General features: G+C 71.4%; 10 protein-coding genes. 5 read left to right on the top strand and 5 right to left on the bottom strand.

Annotated elements, in window-relative coordinates; genetic code table 11:
- The first annotated feature begins 86 nt into the window (after positions 1-86).
- A complete protein-coding gene (locus tag WME90_RS20565; RefSeq protein ID WP_437282864.1) occupies positions 87-5,018 on the top strand; it encodes an Lhr family helicase in 4,932 nt (1,643 codons plus the stop codon).
- Between the two features lie 240 nt (positions 5,019-5,258).
- On the opposite strand, the gene WME90_RS20560 is transcribed toward WME90_RS20565, so the two are convergent.
- The gene (locus WME90_RS20560; protein WP_437282863.1) at positions 5,259-5,573 is read right to left on the bottom strand and encodes a KGG domain-containing protein; all 315 of its coding nucleotides are present in this window, start codon (positions 5,571-5,573) and stop codon (positions 5,259-5,261) included.
- A gap of 734 nt (positions 5,574-6,307) precedes the next feature.
- Here WME90_RS20560 and WME90_RS20555 point away from each other — a divergent pair.
- From WME90_RS20555 to WME90_RS20545, 3 genes are all read left to right on the top strand, one after another.
- On the top strand, positions 6,308-7,651 hold the full coding sequence (locus WME90_RS20555; protein ID WP_437282862.1) for a hypothetical protein: 1,344 nt from the start codon (positions 6,308-6,310) through the stop codon (positions 7,649-7,651).
- A gap of 453 nt (positions 7,652-8,104) precedes the next feature.
- Entirely contained in the window at positions 8,105-9,613 is a 1,509-nt protein-coding gene (locus tag WME90_RS20550) for a pre-peptidase C-terminal domain-containing protein (RefSeq protein ID WP_437282861.1), read from the top strand.
- Between the two features lie 361 nt (positions 9,614-9,974).
- Positions 9,975-10,202: a hypothetical protein gene (locus WME90_RS20545; RefSeq protein WP_437282860.1), complete on the top strand. Its 228-nt coding sequence runs from the start codon at positions 9,975-9,977 to the stop codon at positions 10,200-10,202.
- 80 nt (positions 10,203-10,282) lie between these two features.
- On the opposite strand, the gene WME90_RS20540 is transcribed toward WME90_RS20545, so the two are convergent.
- A complete protein-coding gene (locus WME90_RS20540) occupies positions 10,283-10,921 on the bottom strand; it encodes a response regulator (RefSeq protein WP_437282859.1) in 639 nt (212 codons plus the stop codon).
- 347 nt (positions 10,922-11,268) lie between these two features.
- On the opposite strand from WME90_RS20540, the gene WME90_RS20535 reads away from it, so the two are divergent.
- Positions 11,269-12,195: a lysophospholipid acyltransferase family protein gene (locus WME90_RS20535; RefSeq protein ID WP_437282858.1), complete on the top strand. Its 927-nt coding sequence runs from the start codon at positions 11,269-11,271 to the stop codon at positions 12,193-12,195.
- A gap of 408 nt (positions 12,196-12,603) precedes the next feature.
- Here the strand turns inward: WME90_RS20535 and WME90_RS20530 are convergent, their stop codons facing one another.
- The 3 genes from WME90_RS20530 to WME90_RS20520 form a co-directional block, all read right to left on the bottom strand.
- On the bottom strand, positions 12,604-13,341 hold the full coding sequence (locus WME90_RS20530) for an ABC transporter ATP-binding protein (RefSeq protein WP_437282857.1): 738 nt from the start codon (positions 13,339-13,341) through the stop codon (positions 12,604-12,606).
- A 74-nt stretch (positions 13,342-13,415) separates the two neighbouring features.
- On the bottom strand, positions 13,416-14,966 hold the full coding sequence (locus WME90_RS20525) for a hypothetical protein (RefSeq protein WP_437282856.1): 1,551 nt from the start codon (positions 14,964-14,966) through the stop codon (positions 13,416-13,418).
- A gap of 255 nt (positions 14,967-15,221) precedes the next feature.
- Positions 15,222-16,457: a prolyl oligopeptidase family serine peptidase gene (locus WME90_RS20520; RefSeq protein ID WP_437282855.1), complete on the bottom strand. Its 1,236-nt coding sequence runs from the start codon at positions 16,455-16,457 to the stop codon at positions 15,222-15,224.
- Positions 16,458-16,613 lie beyond the last annotated feature (156 nt).

The following is a 16,613-nucleotide window of genomic DNA, read 5'->3' as shown; positions in this document are numbered from 1 at the left end:
CATCGTCCGCGGCTTCGCACCGAGGGGCCGCGCGGCGAGAGGGACGACGTGCCGCGCTGACCCCTCAGGCCACGGAAGCGCCGCCGATGGCAAAGAAACACGCCCCCGCACCCGATCCGCTCGATCGCTTCCACCCCGCCACCCGGGCGTGGTTCCGCGGTGCGTTCGCCGCGCCTACCCCCGCGCAGGCCCAGGGGTTTCCCCCGATCCTCGACGGGGCGTCCACCCTGCTGCTCGCGCCGACAGGCTCCGGCAAGACGCTCGCCGCCTTCCTCGCGGCCATCGACCGGCTGATGGCATCGCCAGAGCCCGAGGCGGCCGAGCGCTGCCGCGTCATCTACGTCTCGCCGCTCAAGGCGCTCGCCGTCGACGTGGAACGCAACCTGCGGGCGCCGCTCGCAGGCATCGCCGCCGCCGCCGATCGGCTCGGCCTGCCGTACAGGATCCCCCAGGTCGGCGTGCGCTCCGGCGATACCGCGCCCGAAGACCGCGCGCGGCTCGCCAAGAAGCCGCCGGACATCCTCATCACGACCCCGGAGTCGCTCTACCTGCTGCTCACCGCAGCCGCGCGCGATCGGCTGCGCGCCGTCGAGACCGTCATCATCGACGAGATCCACGCGCTCGTCGCGACGAAGCGCGGGGCGCACCTCGCCCTGTCGCTCGAGCGGCTCGAGGCGCTCCGCGGGGCGCCGCGGCCGATGCAGCGCATCGGCCTGTCCGCCACGCAGCGGCCGCTCGACGAGGTCGCGCGGCTGCTCGGCGGCGGCGAGGTCGACGGGGGCAGCGCAGGCGGTCGCTTCACGCCGCGGCCAGTGACCCTCGTCGACGCGAGCGCCCCGAAGGCCCTGGAGCTCCGCATCGAGGTGCCCGTCGAGGACATGACAAAGCTCGGCGAGGCCGCCCGCGCCGGCGAGGGGCCGAGAGGGGCGCCCGCCGAGCCGGCGCAGCGCTCGATCTGGCCGAGCATCCACCCGCGCCTCGTCGAGCTCGTCCGCGCCCACCGCACGACGATGATCTTCGTGAACAGCCGGCGCCTCGCCGAGCGCCTCGCCGCGGCGCTCAACGATACCGCCGGCGCCGAGATCGCGCTCGCGCACCACGGCTCGATCGCCCGCGAGCAGCGCCAGCAGATCGAGGAGCGGCTCAAGGCCGGCCTGCTTCCGTGCATCGTCGCGACGTCGTCGCTGGAGCTCGGCCTCGATCTCGGCTCCGTCGACCTCGTCATCCAGCTCGAGGCGCCGCCCTCGGTCGCCGCCGGGCTCCAGCGCGTGGGCCGCGCAGGGCACGAGGTCTCCGGCACGTCGCGCGGCATCGTCTTCCCCAAGCACCGCGGCGACCTGCTCGCGTGCGCCGCGGCCGCGTCCCGCATGCGCGAAGGCAAGGTCGAGGCGACCCTGTACCCGAGGAACCCGCTCGACGTCCTCGCCCAGCAGATCGTGGCCATCGCCTCGATGGATACCCTCCACGTCGACGCGCTCTTCTCGCTCGTGCGCCGGGCCGCGCCCTTCGCCGAGCTGCCCCGCGCGAGCTTCGAGGGCGTGCTCGACATGCTGTCCGGCCGCTACCCCTCCGACGAGTTCGCCGAGCTCCGGCCCCGCATCGTCTGGGACCGGGTGGGCGGCGCCGTGCGCGCCAGGAAGGGAGCGAAGCGCCTCGCCGTCGTCAACGCCGGCACCATCCCCGATCGCGGCCTCTACGGCGTCTTCCTGGACGCGGGCGGCGACGCCGCGCGCCCCGGCCGGCGCGTCGGCGAGCTCGACGAGGAGATGGTCTTCGAGGCCCGCGAGGGCGAGGTCTTCCTCCTCGGCGCCTCGTCATGGCGCATCACCGACATCACCCACGACCGCGTCCTCGTCGTCCCCGCCCCGGGGGAGCCGGGCAAGATGCCGTTCTGGCGCGGCGATCAGGCCGGGCGCAACGCAGAGCTCGGCGCCTCCATCGGCGCGCTCGCGCGGCGCCTCGCCGCGCTGCCCGACGGTGATGCGGAGCGCGCGCTCGCGGACGAGCACGGCCTCGACGAGCGCGCGGCCACGAACCTCGTCCGGTACGTGCGCGATCAGGCCGCGGCCACGGGCGAGGTCCCGAGCGACCGCGCCATCGTGCTCGAGCGGTTCGTCGACGAGGTCGGCGACCACCGCATCTGCCTCCTCTCGCCGTTCGGCGGCCGAGTGCACGCCCCGCTCGCGACCTGCATCGCCGAGAGGTGCCGCCTCGATCTCGGCCTCGCCGTCGACACCGTGTGGACCGACGACGGCATCGTCCTGCGGGTGCCCGAGTCCGAATCGCCGCCCGACGCGAAGCAGCTCTTGCCGAAGGCCGACGAGGTCGAGGACCTGCTCGTCCGCGCCCTCGGCGACACCGCCCTGTTCGCGTCCCGCTTCCGCGAGTGCGCGGGCCGGGCGCTCCTCCTGCCGCGCAAGTTCCCCGGCAAGCGCTCGCCGCTCTGGGCCCAGCGCAAGCGCGCCGCCGACCTGCTCGCCGTCGCGTCGCGCTACGGGTCGTTCCCCATCCTGCTCGAGACCTACCGCGAGTGCCTGCGCGACGTCTTCGACCTCTCGGCGCTCGAAGATCTCCTCCGCCAGATCGCCGCGCGCAAGGTCCGCGTCGTCACGGTGGACGTCCGCTCGCCCTCTCCGTTCGCGGCGACGCTGCTCTTCGCCTACGCCGGCAACTTCATCTACGAGGGCGACCTGCCGCTCGCCGAGCGAAGGGCCCAGGTGCTCGCCATCGATCACGGCCGCCTGCGCGAGCTGCTCGGCGAGGCCGAGCTGCGCGAGCTGTTCGACGCGGACGCCGTGCTGGCGCTCGAGGCGTCGCTCCAGCGCCTCGACGGCCGAGCGCCGCTCAAGCACGAGGACCAGGCGCACGATCTCCTGCTCTCGCTCGGCGACCTCACCCGCGACGAATTGGCCAGGCGCGCGGTCGTTCACGACGCCCCGCCCGACGCCCCGCACGACGCGGCCCGCGAGCGCGCCGCCGCATGGATCGACGAGCTCCTCCGGGACCGACGCGCCATCGAGGTCCAGATCGGCGGCGAGCGCCGGCTCGCCGCCGCCGAGGACGCGGGCCGGCTGCGCGACGCCCTCGGGGTGGTGCCGCCGCTCGGCCTCCCGATCGCGTTCCTCGAGCCTGTCGCCGACCCGCTCGGCGAGCTCGTCGCCCGCTACGCGCGCACGCACGGGCCCTTCCGCGCGGACGACGTGGCCCGGCGCTTCGGCCTCGGCCCTGCGCCGGTGCTGGCCGCGCTCGCGCGGCTCGCCGAGCGAGGTCGCGTGGTCGAGGGCGAGTTCCTCCCCGGCGGCCGCGGCCAGGAGTTCTGCGACGCCGAGGTGCTGCGCTCGCTGAAGCGCCGCTCGCTGGCCCGGCTGCGCGCCGAGGTCGAGCCCGTCCCGCCCGAGGCCTACGCCCGCTTCCTCGCCGACTGGCACGGCCTGCACCGCCGCCGGCGCGGCCTCGACGGCCTGCTCGCGGCGCTCGAGCAGCTCCAGGGCGCGCCCCTCTCGGCCTCCGCCCTGGAGGCCGAGATGCTGCCCGCCCGCGTCGAGGGCTACCGCCCCGGCGATCTCGACGCGCTCTGCGCGGCCGGCGAGGTCCTCTGGCGCGGCGTCGAGCCGGTCGGCGACGGCGATGGCCGCGTCGCGCTCTACCTCGCCGAGGCCTATCCGTACCTCGCCCCGCCGCCGGGCCGCGCCGAGGGGCCGCTCGCCGAGGGCATCCGGGCCGCGCTCGCGCGCCGCGGCGCGCTCTTCTTCTCCGACCTCTCGCGCGAGACGGGCGCCTTCGGCGCGGACCTGCTCGCCGCGCTCTGGGATCTCGTGTGGGCCGGCGAGGTCACGAACGACACGCTCGCCCCGCTGCGCGCCCTCGGCCGCGCGTCCGGATCGAGCGGCCGGCGGCGCGAGCGCCCTGCGCCCGGTCGCGGCCTCTCCGCGCTGCATTCGCGCCGGATCGGCCCGCCCGGGAGCGAAGGGCGCTGGTCGCTGCTGTCGTCTCCCGGCGCGTCCGGGGCTGCTGCCGGCGCGTCCTCCAGCGCGTCGGCCGGCGCGCCTGGGGAGACCGAGCGCCGCGCGGCGCTCGCCCGCGCGCTGCTCGAGCGCCACGGCGTGCTCACGCGTGAGGCCGCGGCGGTCGAGGGGCTCGCGGGCGGCTTCTCCGCCGTCTACGACGTGCTCCGCGCCATGGAGGAGGCCGGTCAGGCGCGGCGCGGCTATTTCGTCGCCGGGCTGGGCGCCGCGCAGTTCGCCGTGCCCGGGGCCGACGATCGTCTCCGGGCTTGCCGCGAGCCGTCCGACGATCCGCGGACGCTCGTCCTCGCGGCCACGGATCCGGCGAACCCCTGGGGCGCCGCCGTCCGCTGGCCCGAGCTCGCCGCGCGCGGCGATGGCGCTCCCGAGGGCGAGGCCGCCGTCCGCGGCCCGGTCCGGCCGCAGCGGGCCGCGGGCGCCCTGGTGATCCTGCACGACGGCCGGCTGCTCGCCTGGATGGGCCGCACCGAGCGGAGCCTCACCACGTTCCTGCCCGAGGCCGAGCCGGAGCGCGGCGACGCGATCCGCGCCATCGCGTCGGCGCTCGGGGCGCTCGTCGACGAGGGGCGGCGGCGCGCCGTGCTCGTGGCGACGATCGACGGCGAGCCCGCGCACAGCTCCCCGCTCGCGCGCGCGCTGTCGGACGTGGGCTTCACTTCCGGAGCGCACGGTTACCTCAAGCGGGCCGCCACGCCCGAGCGGGACGCGTGGCGGCCGCGGCAGGTGCCCCCCGCGAACGCGCCAGTCTGGGCTCGCCGCGCGGCGGCGGCGGGGCTCGACGCGCCGGAGGACGAGGTCGACGGCTTCAAGCCTCCGCCCGGGCTGCGGTCGTGGCCCGCTGGGCCCCCGCAGGGTGGGTGGCGGATGTCGCCCTCCGGTGCAGCCGAGGGCGGAGCGCACGCCGCAGCGGGGGATGCGCTGGACGACGGCGACCTCGACGACGACCCGGCGATGTTCGACGAGGGAGCGAGCATCGACGACGGTCCGGAGTAACCGTCGCGGGAGGGCTGAAATAGCCCTCTTCGAATCGATGATTCGGGTGCCCGCGCCCGCGTTCCAGCGACCGCCGGGCGTCGATTGCGGACAGTGCAGGAGCGCTGCGCCGCCTCGTATGTGTCCAGCGCCAAAGAAGGACCGCCGAGCAACCGGGAAAGGGGGACCCTTTCGTGGTTCCTCGGCGGCTCTTCGTGTCCTTTCGCGCCTCCGGCATCCCGAGCGGCGCGCCGCGACGGTTCAGCTTTGCTGGGGGTGCTCGTCCGCCTTCACGTGTTGTGCATGGCCTTCGACGCGGCCCTTCCGGCTCCGGCCTTCGCCGTTTGTCGCATGGCTCCGCGCCTCGGCGCCCTTGCGCCCGATCTCGGCCATGTGCTCTCGGTTCTGGCTGACGGCCTCGCCGCCCTTGCGCCCCGCCGCGCGTGCCTCCTCGGACGTGAACTCGTGCGCCGTGCCCTTCTCATGAGCTGCCTTTCCGCCCTGGCTCGCGATCTGGCGCTGCTGCTCCGCGTTCATCGCCGCGAAGCCTCGCTTGCTCTCGCTGCTCTGTCCCATGAATCACTCCTCGGATGGATTGCCTCGTGAACGCCACTCGACGACCGTGACTACCTGCTGCGTGGCCACACCAGGCCGGCGGTGCCGGCGACGCCGGGCGATGCTGCAACGCGGGTGCCAGACCGGAGAGCTCGGACGAATTTGCCGATGCGTCGAGGCCGGACAATCGATGACCATCGGATCACCAGGCGCCTCCTCCCGTGGGCTCACTGTGGCAAACTGCCCCACTGTGCGCTCCGCCGTGCCTGGTCGCCCCAGTGCGGGCTCAGCCGTGGCAGGCCCGCACGCCGCGGCGAGCCGTCCCCATCGCCCGTTGTCTCTTCCCCTCGCACGATCGGCGAGACGACCTGTCATCACCGCGCAACACAAGAGGTCATGACGGCGTTTCAGGATCCGCCTGAGCTCACGATCCATCTGTCGGGTGACCACGGATGGCGCCCGCGCTCCCTCCGCCGAGCCGACGATGCCTCCCGCGCTCCTTCCGCAGGAGCCGGCTTGTGAAATTGCCGTGGTAATATCAAGTTGCAATGACACGGTCTCGATTTCGACAGCCGGGGGTGACCTTGACGATCGTGTGACGGCAGGCTTCCGGCGGGGCCGCCGCGCTGGCGGGTCGCGTCTTGACAACACGGTGCTCTGCCGTTCTCGTTGCACTGCATCATCACCTTCAGCGCTAGGCCCGACGACCGAGGCTTCCGCGCGGCCGGGGGTGACGACATTGCAGGAGATTCACGATGGCGTTTGCGATCCAGGGGGCTCGGCTCGATGGGGGCCAGCCCTGCTCACCGAAAAGGACATCATCGCCTCACCGCGCGTGCGGCCGCTCTCCGGCATCCGCGCGCGGCGCGGGCCTGGTCGCGTTTTCGCTCGCGCTCCTCGCCGGCTGCGGCGGCGCCAGCGGCGGCGCGGCGACCGTGGAGGTCCCTGCGCCGGGCCCCGCGCCCGCGCCCGCGGCGAAGGAGCCTTTCGACATCGAGAAGGCGCTTGCCCGCGAGGCCGGCGAGCTGCCCGCCCGGGAGATCCGCGCCGCGGACTGGTCGGCGCGCGCGTTCGGGGCAGGGGAGGCGAAGATCGAGCAGAAGGAGAAGCTCGTCGCGATCTCCATCCCCCTCGGCACGGACAGCCATGTCGAGTGCTTCGTCTACAAGACGATGCTCGACTCGGGCGAGGTGATGAGGAATTTCATCGAGCTGCTCGACCCCGCGAAGGTGGAAATCACTCGCGTCGTGCCGTGGGAGGTGAGCGTGCACCGGGAGAGCCCCGCGGTGTTCGTACAGGCCCTCTACCTCGTCCCGAAGGCCGGCGGGAAGGCGGCCGGCCTGCTCAAGATCGCGCTGCACGCGGACAGGGCGCACCCCATCGCCTGCCTGCACGATGAGGTCGGGTATGTCCGCACGTTCGAGCGGCTCACCAAGGGGCTCTTCGACTCGTTCGAGTCGAAGAGCGAGGCGCCGAAGCCCGAGTACACGGACACCCTGATCCTGCGCCTCGGCAAGGTCCCTGTCGGATTCGAGACGAGCGATCTGCTCGAGGACGAAGACGGCCAGCGGCGATGGTTCTCTCGCTCGGCCACCTTCCTGCCGCAAGACGCCAAAACCCTGCACCTCGAGGATGATGCGTCGAACGTGCTGATCGATCCCCAGGGACGCATCAAGGGAGGCGTCTGGATCGAGACGTCGGGAGGTAAGACGAACCACCGGATCGAGCTGTCCCAGAAGAAGAACTTCGAATACGAATACTCGGGAGAGGTCGAGGGCAAGCAGGTCCGAGGGACGTTCACGCCGGCGGCCAAGGCGTGGCTCACGTCGCCCGTCGCCACCGCCTCGACGCTCGCCCGTCTCCTCAAGAAGAAAGGCGCCTTCGACCTGAAGCAGCAGGAGTACATGCCCGGCGTCGATCCGACGAAGCCCGTCGATGTCCAGTACCTGCGCGACGCCTCGGGCGCCGTCACGGTCTCCATGCGCACGATGCGCCTCGTGGGCAGCCTCGCTCCGGATGGTCGCCCGGAAGCGTTGGAGCTCTCCGCCGGTCCTCCGAAGCTGACGATCCAGCGCGCCTACGTCAGGGGCAAGCTGTAAACGACCTGCAGCGGCGCACCCGCGTCCGTCCAGGAGCGCCAAGGAACTCACCGACTGCCAGGAGCGCTGGACTTCGCGGCGGCTCTGTTTTCTGGCCCACGGCTCGTGCACGCCTAGGAAGTCGCGGCGTCCCCGTCCGCGTCGACGAGCCTTGCCAGCCCGCACGATCGAGAAGAGCTCTTCTTGTGCGACCGGAAAATTGCGATCCTGTTGCAGTTGTGACGGGAGCGCTGGAGGGCTTCAACGCTTGAGTACAGTCGTCATTTTTGCTGATTCATGACGATTTGATGATCCTGCCCCGCTCGGATCAGGTTATATATCCTCCCGGCCGGCCGACCGACTCCTCGTGGGGACAGAGAATCGTCTTTCGAGCGGAAGGAGCTCTCAATGCGCTCTGTGAGATCGTGTGTCTGCGGCGCGGCCAGCTTCAAGCGTGGCGTGATGATTGTTTGTGTGTTCTCCCTGGCCGCCTGTATGGCGGATATCGAGGATGAACCGGCCGAGGCCGTCGCCAGCAGCCAGCAAAGCTTCGAGGCGTTCGAGAGGGCCGCGTTCCGCGAGCCTGACTCTGGTGTTTACATCGTCGATGGGGATACGCCTGTCGCCGACATCAAGCACCTCCGGGAGTTCTGGGAGACCTACGTTCGCGATGGCGCGCTGATCGTGCAACGCGCCGGGGGGAGCGATGTGGTCTGGGCGGCAGCCCAGAAGAAGAACATCACCTACTGCGTGAGCACGACCTTCGGCGCCCGGTACAGCTCCGTCGTGGCGGCCATGGCCGCCGCCACCGGCGCCTGGGAGGCGGTCGCCGATGTCGACTACATCTACCTGAGCGCCGAGGACTCGCGCTGCACGTCCAGCAACAGCAGCGTCGTCTTCGATGTGAACCCGACGAACTCCGGAGGCCAGTACATCGCGCGGGCGTTCTTCCCCAACGATCAGCGATCGGTGCGGAACGTCCTGATCGACCAGAGGGAGCTCGATGGATCCGGTATCGCGCTCGAGGCCGCCTTGCGGCACGAGCTCGGCCATACGCTAGGCTTCCGGCACGAGCACACGCGCCCCGAGGCGGGCGTTCTCTGCTTCGAGGACGATAGCTGGCGCGCGCTGACCACCTATGATTCGAATTCCGTGATGCACTATCCTCAGTGCAACGGTACGGGCGACTGGAACTTTGTGCTGACCGCAAAAGACATCCAGGGCGCCCAGGCGCTCTACGGCCCGCCTGGCGGCGGCAGCGGCGGCAGCGGCGGCGCTGGTGGCGGCGGCGGCGCTGGTGGTGGCGGCGGCGGCGCTGGTGGTGGCGGCGGCGGCGCTGGTGGTGGCGGCGGCGGCAGCACGACGGTGACCGAGAACTTCAGCACCAGCGTCAAAGCAGGTGCGTTCGTGGACATCGGATCGAGCGCCGGGTTCACTGTCACGCCGGAGACAGGCTTCACCGTGGCGATGACCGGCACGGGTGATCCCGATCTCTACGTGAGGTTCGGATCGGCGCCGACGACGGCCTCGTACAACTGCCGCCCGTATCTCTCCGGGGCGTCCGAGACCTGCACGTTGACTGTCCCGGCGGGGCAGAGCAAGGCGTTCGTCAAGGTCAGGGGGTATAAAGCGGCCACCTGCAACGTGGCGGTGACCTATACCCGACCGAGCAGCACCAGTACGGCCAAGTCGGCGACCTTCAGCGGCAGCGTCGCGGCGGGCGCATCGGCGGCGCACGGGCCCCTCTCGGTGGTTCCGGGTACGAGCTTCCGGCTCGTGATGACGGGCACGGGCGACCCTGATCTCTACGTGAGGTTCGGCGCAGCGCCGACCCTGAGCACGTACGACTGCCGTCCGTATTTGGACGGCGCCGCGGAGACCTGCAGTCTGACGGTCCCGGCGGGGCAGACGCAGGCCTTCCTCTCGGTGAACGGTTACGCGGCCAGCACATATCAGCTCAGCGCGACCTACACGGCTCCTTAGCTTCACCGCGCATCGTTTGCGCGCAGCGAGGCCCCCTGACGCACCGAGCCATTTGAGGGAACGGATTCGACGAACGGTCGCCCAACCGGGTGTGCTCGCGTCCCATCGAGGGCGTCCTTTCGACGCGACGCGACGCGCCTCGATTGACGGCAGCTTGGACACCACCACCGACGAACCATTGATACGGGGAGGTGGGTATCAGGCGCAGGATGAGCAGAGTCTGGAGAGGCCGTCGTCCAAGCTGCGAGGGTCATCTCGCACAAAAATCGTCATCGAAAATTGGGCAGTCCACGGGAACCCTTTTTAGGGTGCTCTCATGGACAAGAAAATTTTAGCCGCAACTCTCCTGCAGGCGCTGGCCATGGCTCAACGCGACGGCCGCTCCGAGACGCTCGATACGCTGGTCGAGAAGGTGCGCGTTCGCCGCCGGGATATCCGCAGCACGCTCACCGTGCTCCACGGCCAGGGCATGCTGGACGTGCTCCACATGCGACTCACGCTCTCCGGGTTCGCGATCGGCTCGGCGCTGATCGGGAAGACGCTGCCGGCGCTCCGGCCCGCTCCTCGGGCCTCCACCGCGGCCGCGTGAGCCAGCGCCGCTCGCCATGCGCGGCGAGCGGCGGTGGGCGAGCTTCCGGAGCGCGCCGGGCGATCCCGCGCGACGGCGCTCTAGGCTTCGACGAGGCCCGCTCGCACCGCGAGGCGGGTCAGGTCGGCGACGCTGTGCGTCGCGACCTTCGCGCAGAGGCGCGCCCGGTGCGTTTCGACCGTCTTCACGCTGATCGAGAGCTGCGCGGCGACCTCCTTGGCCGAGCGGCCCATCGCCAGCAGCCGGAGCACCTGCCGCTCCCGGTCGCTCAGCGCGGCCACCATGTCGCCTTTGGCGGCGGCGTCGCGCCGCTGGAGCGCGCGCACCATCGCGGCGCTCACGTCAGGCGACACGGCCGTGCGCCCGCGAACGACGGTGCGCAGCGCCTCCACGAGATCGGCGAGCCGGCTCTGCTTCGACAGGTATCCATCGGCGCCGGCCCGCATCGCCTCGGCGACCCGGAACTCGTCCCGGTGCATCGAGAGCACGATGACGCGGAGCTCCGAGATGCCCTTGAGCTCCCGGATGAGCTCAACGCCGCTGCGGTCAGCGAGGCCGAGCTCGATCACCGCCACCTGACAGCGGTGGATCTCCTGCGCTCGGAGCGCCTCCTGCCCGCTTCCAGCCTGAACGACCTCGCTCACCCCCGGCTGCGACGTGAGCGCGTACGCCAGCGCTTCCCGGACGACGTTCTGGTCATCGACGAGCAGGATATTCATGTCGAAGGCCCCCTTATCCAAGGGCCTTGTAACAGAATACTTTGAGCTCCATGAACCTGTTTTCTCGGTAGGGATTCGCCTGGCGATGGCGATTCGGTTCCTGTGAAGCTGGACTGGGCTCCTCGCAGAATCGCCTTGGACGAGCGCAGGAGGGAAATCGAAGTCGGGCTGACATCGCTGGAGCGTCGTTTCACCCGATCGGGACGTCGCGCCTCGATCCGGGCGCCCGCGCGCCGGGGGCCCGCGCGCCACGTGGCGAGCCCTCGGCAGGGCTCGCCGCGGCGCCGCGTGGCCCGCGGTCGATGCCTCTCCCTTAGCCGTTATGTTTGCGGTAGATAGGCTGCCTCATGCCTCGCCCGCGTGGAGCTCTCTTCTCCGATCTACGCCACGATTCGGCCTTCTGGCGCCGTGCCCTCACGGCGGGTGTCACGCGCGGGCCGGAGCCCTTGGTGCGCCATAGCCCTCCGGTCTTCGGCGTGCTCTTCGCGGCCGCGCTCCCCGAGCTGCGCCGGCGCATCGAGGAGAACCTCCGCCGCGTCCGCGGGCCGCGGTCGCGCCTCGTCGACCTGCTCGACAGCAGCGCGGTGTTCGCCGCCTATGGAAGCTGCATTACCGAGGCGCTGCTGCTCGCGAGCGATCGTGGGTACACGGTGGTGCGGCGCTCCCGGGGCGTCGAGCACTACCACGCGTGCGCGGCGACAGGCCGGGGCGTCATCATCGTCACGGCGCACACCGGTGGCTGGGATATCGCCGGCCAGATCCTCGGCGTGGTGCATCCGGCGGGCGTCATGCTGGCCATGCAGCGGGAACGGGACGCCGAGGCGCGCGCGATCCAGGACGCGGCACGGCAGCGCGCTGGCGTCCAGGTGGTACACATCGGCGAGGGCCCGCTGGACGCGCTGCCGTTGCTCAAGCACCTGCAGCGAGGCGGCGCTGTCGCCATGCAGATCGATCGCGTGCCGCCCGGGATGCGCAGCCGGGAGGTCGCCTTCCTCGGCGGCCGCTGGCGGGCGCCCGAGGGGCCGATCGCGCTCGCTGCGCTGAGCGGCGCGCCGATCTTGCCGGTGTTCACGCACCGCCTGGGCTTCCTCGAGTACGAGGCGGTCGTGGCGCCGCCCATCCGGCTCGCCCGTCGGGCGACCGAGGAGGAACGGGACGCGGCGGCGGCCGAGATGATGCGCGCCATGGAGCGCTTCGTCCGGGCTCACCCGACGCAGTGGTTCCACTTCACCAGCGACGGCCCCATCGCGCCGGCGGAGGGCGGGACGGGTTGACCCGAACGGTGGAGAAGACCGCAAGTGGGGCGATGAGCGCAAAGGCGGAAGGATGGATGAATCCTCCGCCGTTTCCCATGCATCCCGTGCAGTCCTTTTCTTCGCCGGCGATGGGCTCCCGGCCTTGGCTTCTCGTCGATGGACATCTTCGAGCGCGCGTGACCGCCGCGCGCTGGCGGTCTCGGGGGCCAAAGACATCGAGGGCAGGGGGAATCCTCCCACCCTGCAGGAAGGATGGAACCGCCAAGTCGTCATGAGACGCCAAGAAATCCACAAAATCTTGGCGTCTCATGGCGACTTGGCGGTTCAAAGGACGCCACAACCGACGAGGGCAGAGCTCTCCACCCGCGTTCTCTTTGTGTCTTTTCTTGCTTGTTTCGGCGGCCAGTGCGCGACGCGGGCGATGTTCTACAGCGGCCCCTCGGTCAGCCCGTGGACGAACTGCCTCACGCGCGGGTCGTCGCTCGCCTTTGCTTCTGCTGTGGTGCCGTCGAAGATCAGCCGTCCGCGGTAGAGCATCCCCACCCGGTCCGTGACCGTGAGCAGCCGGTCGAGATCGCTCGAGACCATGACCACGGTCGCGTTCATCGCCCGTTGCTCGGCGCGGAGCAGGTCGAAGATGCGCTGCGACGTGACCGGGTCGAGGCCGGCGGCGGGCTCGTCGTAAAGGACGATCTCGCCGCGCGCGATCGTGGCGCGGGCGACGCCCACGCGCTTCTTCTGGCCGCCGGACAGCCCAGCGGGCGTCCGTTCCTCGAAGCCCGCCAGGGACACCGCGCGGAGCCGCTCCGCGACCCGCTCCTCGATCTCGTCCTCGCTCAGATCGTAGAGCCGGCGCAGAGGGAACGCGATGTTCTCGCCGACGGTCATGTAGTCGAACAGCGCGTTGTTCTGGAAAAGCATCCCGAACTTGAGGCGGAACGTCTGGAGCTCGAGCTCGCTGAGCGCGTGGACGTCCTTGCCATCGACGAGCACGCGCCCGCGGTCCGGCCGCAGGAGCCCGGTGATCATCTTGAGCAGCACGCTCTTGCCCGAGGCGCCCGGCCCGATGAGCCCGTAAAGGCAGCCGGCGGGCACGTCGAGATCGACACCCCGGAGGACGGGCATGCCCCCGAAGCTCTTCGTCAGCTGCTCGATCTGGATCATCGGTCGCGTGGACACGGTCGCCGGGGAGGGGCGCGCAGGCCCTGTTGCTCGGCGGGGAGGGGCGCGCCAGTCCTTTACTTGAACGTCGTCCGGGCGACGTCGAGCCGCGGGTGGGACGGGAACGACATACCGCGGATCTGCCCCGAGATGCACGAAGCGACGCCGGGGTTCGACGGGCTCGTCGTGACGGTGACCCCCACGGCGCGGCCGTTCTGCACGGCGGCGCAGACGTTCACCTCCATGCTCGACGGCACGTTGCACGCATTCAGGTAGGTGCCGCGGTTCAGCACGTTGCCGTAGGCGCCCGCCGTGAGATCGGCCGGACCGTTGTTGCCCATCTTGTACTCCTCGACGTAGCGCGCCTGCGCCGCCTCACAGCTCAGGCCTCCGCCGAGCGTCGGGTAGCTGCCGCCGCCGCTCGGCCGCGCCCCGCTGCCGGCGCGCCCCGTCTTGCCGCTGCCGAGGCCGGCGTCGACCTCGATCGCGACGCGGTCGGTGGCGCCCTGAACCGCGAGCTCCTGCTCCTTGTGGCTGCGTTCGCGGTACCACCAGCCCGCGCCCGCGGCGAGGATGACGCCCATCAGCGCCAGCCCGAGCAGCGCCTTGTACTGCGTGCCCTGCTTCTCCGCCGACACCACGGCGTCGAGCGCGCGCTTCTCCTGCACGATGTCCCGGTTCAGCTTCGCCTGCTCGGCGAACGGGGCGAACTCCTCCCAGTCCTGGATCGCGCGCTCCTCCGCGGAGAACGTGTCGCGCAGCACCTGATCGCCTGTAAAGGAGCCGGACGCGATCTGCTGGAGCAGCTCCACGGACGAGAACGGCCCGTGGTCCATGCCGTCCTTGATGACGACGTACCGCGGCCGCGGATCGGACTCGAGCGCGGCCTTGAGATCCGCGAGCTTGCGGGTCGGATCGTTGCCGTGCAGGCGCTGCGGCTGGTTGACCGGGATGGCGACCGCGAACGGCCCGTCCCCGGCGACCGCCTGGATCCTCGGCACGGACGGCGCCGACGGGACGCGCGCTTCCTCCGCGGGGCCGGTCGGCGGCATCATCGAGAGGTTGACGTCGACCTCGAAATCTCCGTCGCCGTCGAGGTGCGACGTGTCGGCGCTCGGCGGCTGCTCCGAGGCGCTCGGGACGATCTGATAGAGCGCCTGCGCGAGGGCGGCGAGATCCGCCGGGCGGTGCTTCGGATCGGCCACGAGCGACTTGCCGAGAACCGTTTCCAGCGCGGGCGGCAGGTCGGGGATGACGTCCGCCGGACGCCGCATCCCCGGTCCGACGCTGCTGTTCGTGAGCATCTCGTAGAGGATGGCCCCGACCGCGAAGACGCTCGCGCGCGCGTCGCCTTGGGTGCCCTTGCGCTCCTCGGGCGCGAGGCACGCGCGGTCGCGCGGCAGGAGAGGAGGGGTGTGCGCGAGCTCCTCGATCAGCTGGATCGTGCCGTGCGCGCCGTGACCTAGGCACGAGGGGTGCACGAACATGGTCCGCCCCTGCGCGTGCAGCTCGTGCAGCTGGGTGCAGAGCGGCACGGCGAGGCCGATGGCCTCGCGAACGTCGAAGCGGCGGCCGGTCGCGCGCCGCGACTCCATCTCGGCGCGGAGCGTGCCGGCGGGGATGGACATGCCGGCCGGCAAGGGGGTGAGAAGGGGCTGAACCTGAGCAGACATCGGGGACGAACACTACGACAACACGCCCGGTCCGCTCAACGCCGCACCGCAACGCTGCGGTGTGGACGTTCGGGGAAGCCGGGCGCGAACGTGTGCTGAGCGGTGTCAGCGTGCGTTGGTGGCGTCAGCGTGCGTTGGTGGCGTCAGCGTGCGTTGGTGGCGTCAGCGTGCGTTGGTGGCGTCAGCGTGTGTTGGTGGCGTCAGCGTTCGTCACCTTGGGCTGCCGCGTTCGGCAGCGCTCTCGGCTGTGCCGGCCGCGTCCGGGCTGACGGCGAGCGTGCGCCCCGCGAAGAAGCGGAGCAGGTCGGCCTCGCGGGATTTCGGCCAGCGCGCATGGTTGATGGCGCCCTTCTTCGCGGAGCAGCGGTTCCTGAGCGCGCAGTGGGGCTCGTCTCTGCTGGCCTCGTCGAGGCGCAGGAACGAGGTGTGCGCGGAGAGCGCGTCGCGCGCGCGCAGCCATCGCTCGACAGACTCACACGGGAACACGTCGTCGCACGCGCGGTAGATCGCCATCGCGGGCGGCGGGGGGCCGGGGCACGCCCACTCTGCCGGCGGGGCATCGCTGCCGAAGGTCGCGAACGCCGCGACGCGGTCGGCGCGCATCATCGCGTACGTCGCCGCCATGTGGCCGCCGTACGAGGCGCCGAGCGCGTAGATGCGCCGCCGATCGACGAGCTTCTGCTGGAGCAGCTTGTCGACGAAGGCGTCGACGGTCGTGACGTCGACGTTGTCCTCGCCCGTGAACTCGGCGTCGAACGGCGCGATCGCGGTGTACATCTTCGTGCCGCGCTCGCGCTCGCCCTGGCTCGGGCTCTTGAAGGCGCGGCCCTGGGGCGCGAGGATGATGAAGCCCGCGTGAGCGGGGTCGCCGGTGAGGTTCCAGGTGGCGCCGAGCTTGCGGAGGCCCGTCTCCTTGTCGACGCTCGTCGGGTTGTCGCCGTCGGCGTGGAAGAAGACGATGAGCGGCAGCGGCGCGCGCGTCTCCACGCCGCTCGGCGCGATCACGCACGCGTAGCGGGGCGACCCATCGGCGTCGCGCGCCTCCAGCACCTGGGCCCCGCGGCAGGGCGGCCTGCCGAGCGTCTTGCGGAGCTCTCGTCGAGGGCGCCCCTGCTCGGCGACGCAGCTCCCTTCGCTGGGAGGCCTGGCCTCGGGCTTCCTCGGCGTCTGCGGGGCGGGCGCGCTGGCCGAGCCGGCCGCGCCGGCGTCACGCCCGGCCACCGCCGGGCGCGCCTGCCCGCCGTCGGCCGTGCCTGCGCCTGCGTCCCGCTCGAACACGCCGAGCAGGTCGCCGCCGTCGACCCCCGACGAGGGCGTGGAGCAGGCCGCCGCGATCCCGAGCCCCGCGCCGACGAGGGCGGCGAGCAGAGCCCGGCTGCGGCGGAGGTCGAGGCGTGCCGGCGTCGGGGTTCGTTGCGGGCGGTGCCGGGGTCGAGGTCGAGGCACGCGCGCACTGTAGTACGACGCCGACCGAGCTCCGCCCGGGATTTCTCATCGAGGACCGAGGGGGCTCGGGGATCCGGCTCGCGCGAGGCGCCGCGGTGCGGACGGCGGTCGGCTGTGCCGCCGGCTGCGAACCGATCACGGTGCGCGCGGCAGGCG

This window comes from Sorangium sp. So ce375, assembly GCF_051473855.1.
GTDB lineage: Bacteria > Myxococcota_A > Polyangia > Polyangiales > Polyangiaceae > Sorangium.
This window is presented reverse-complemented; position numbering and strand designations above follow the sequence as displayed.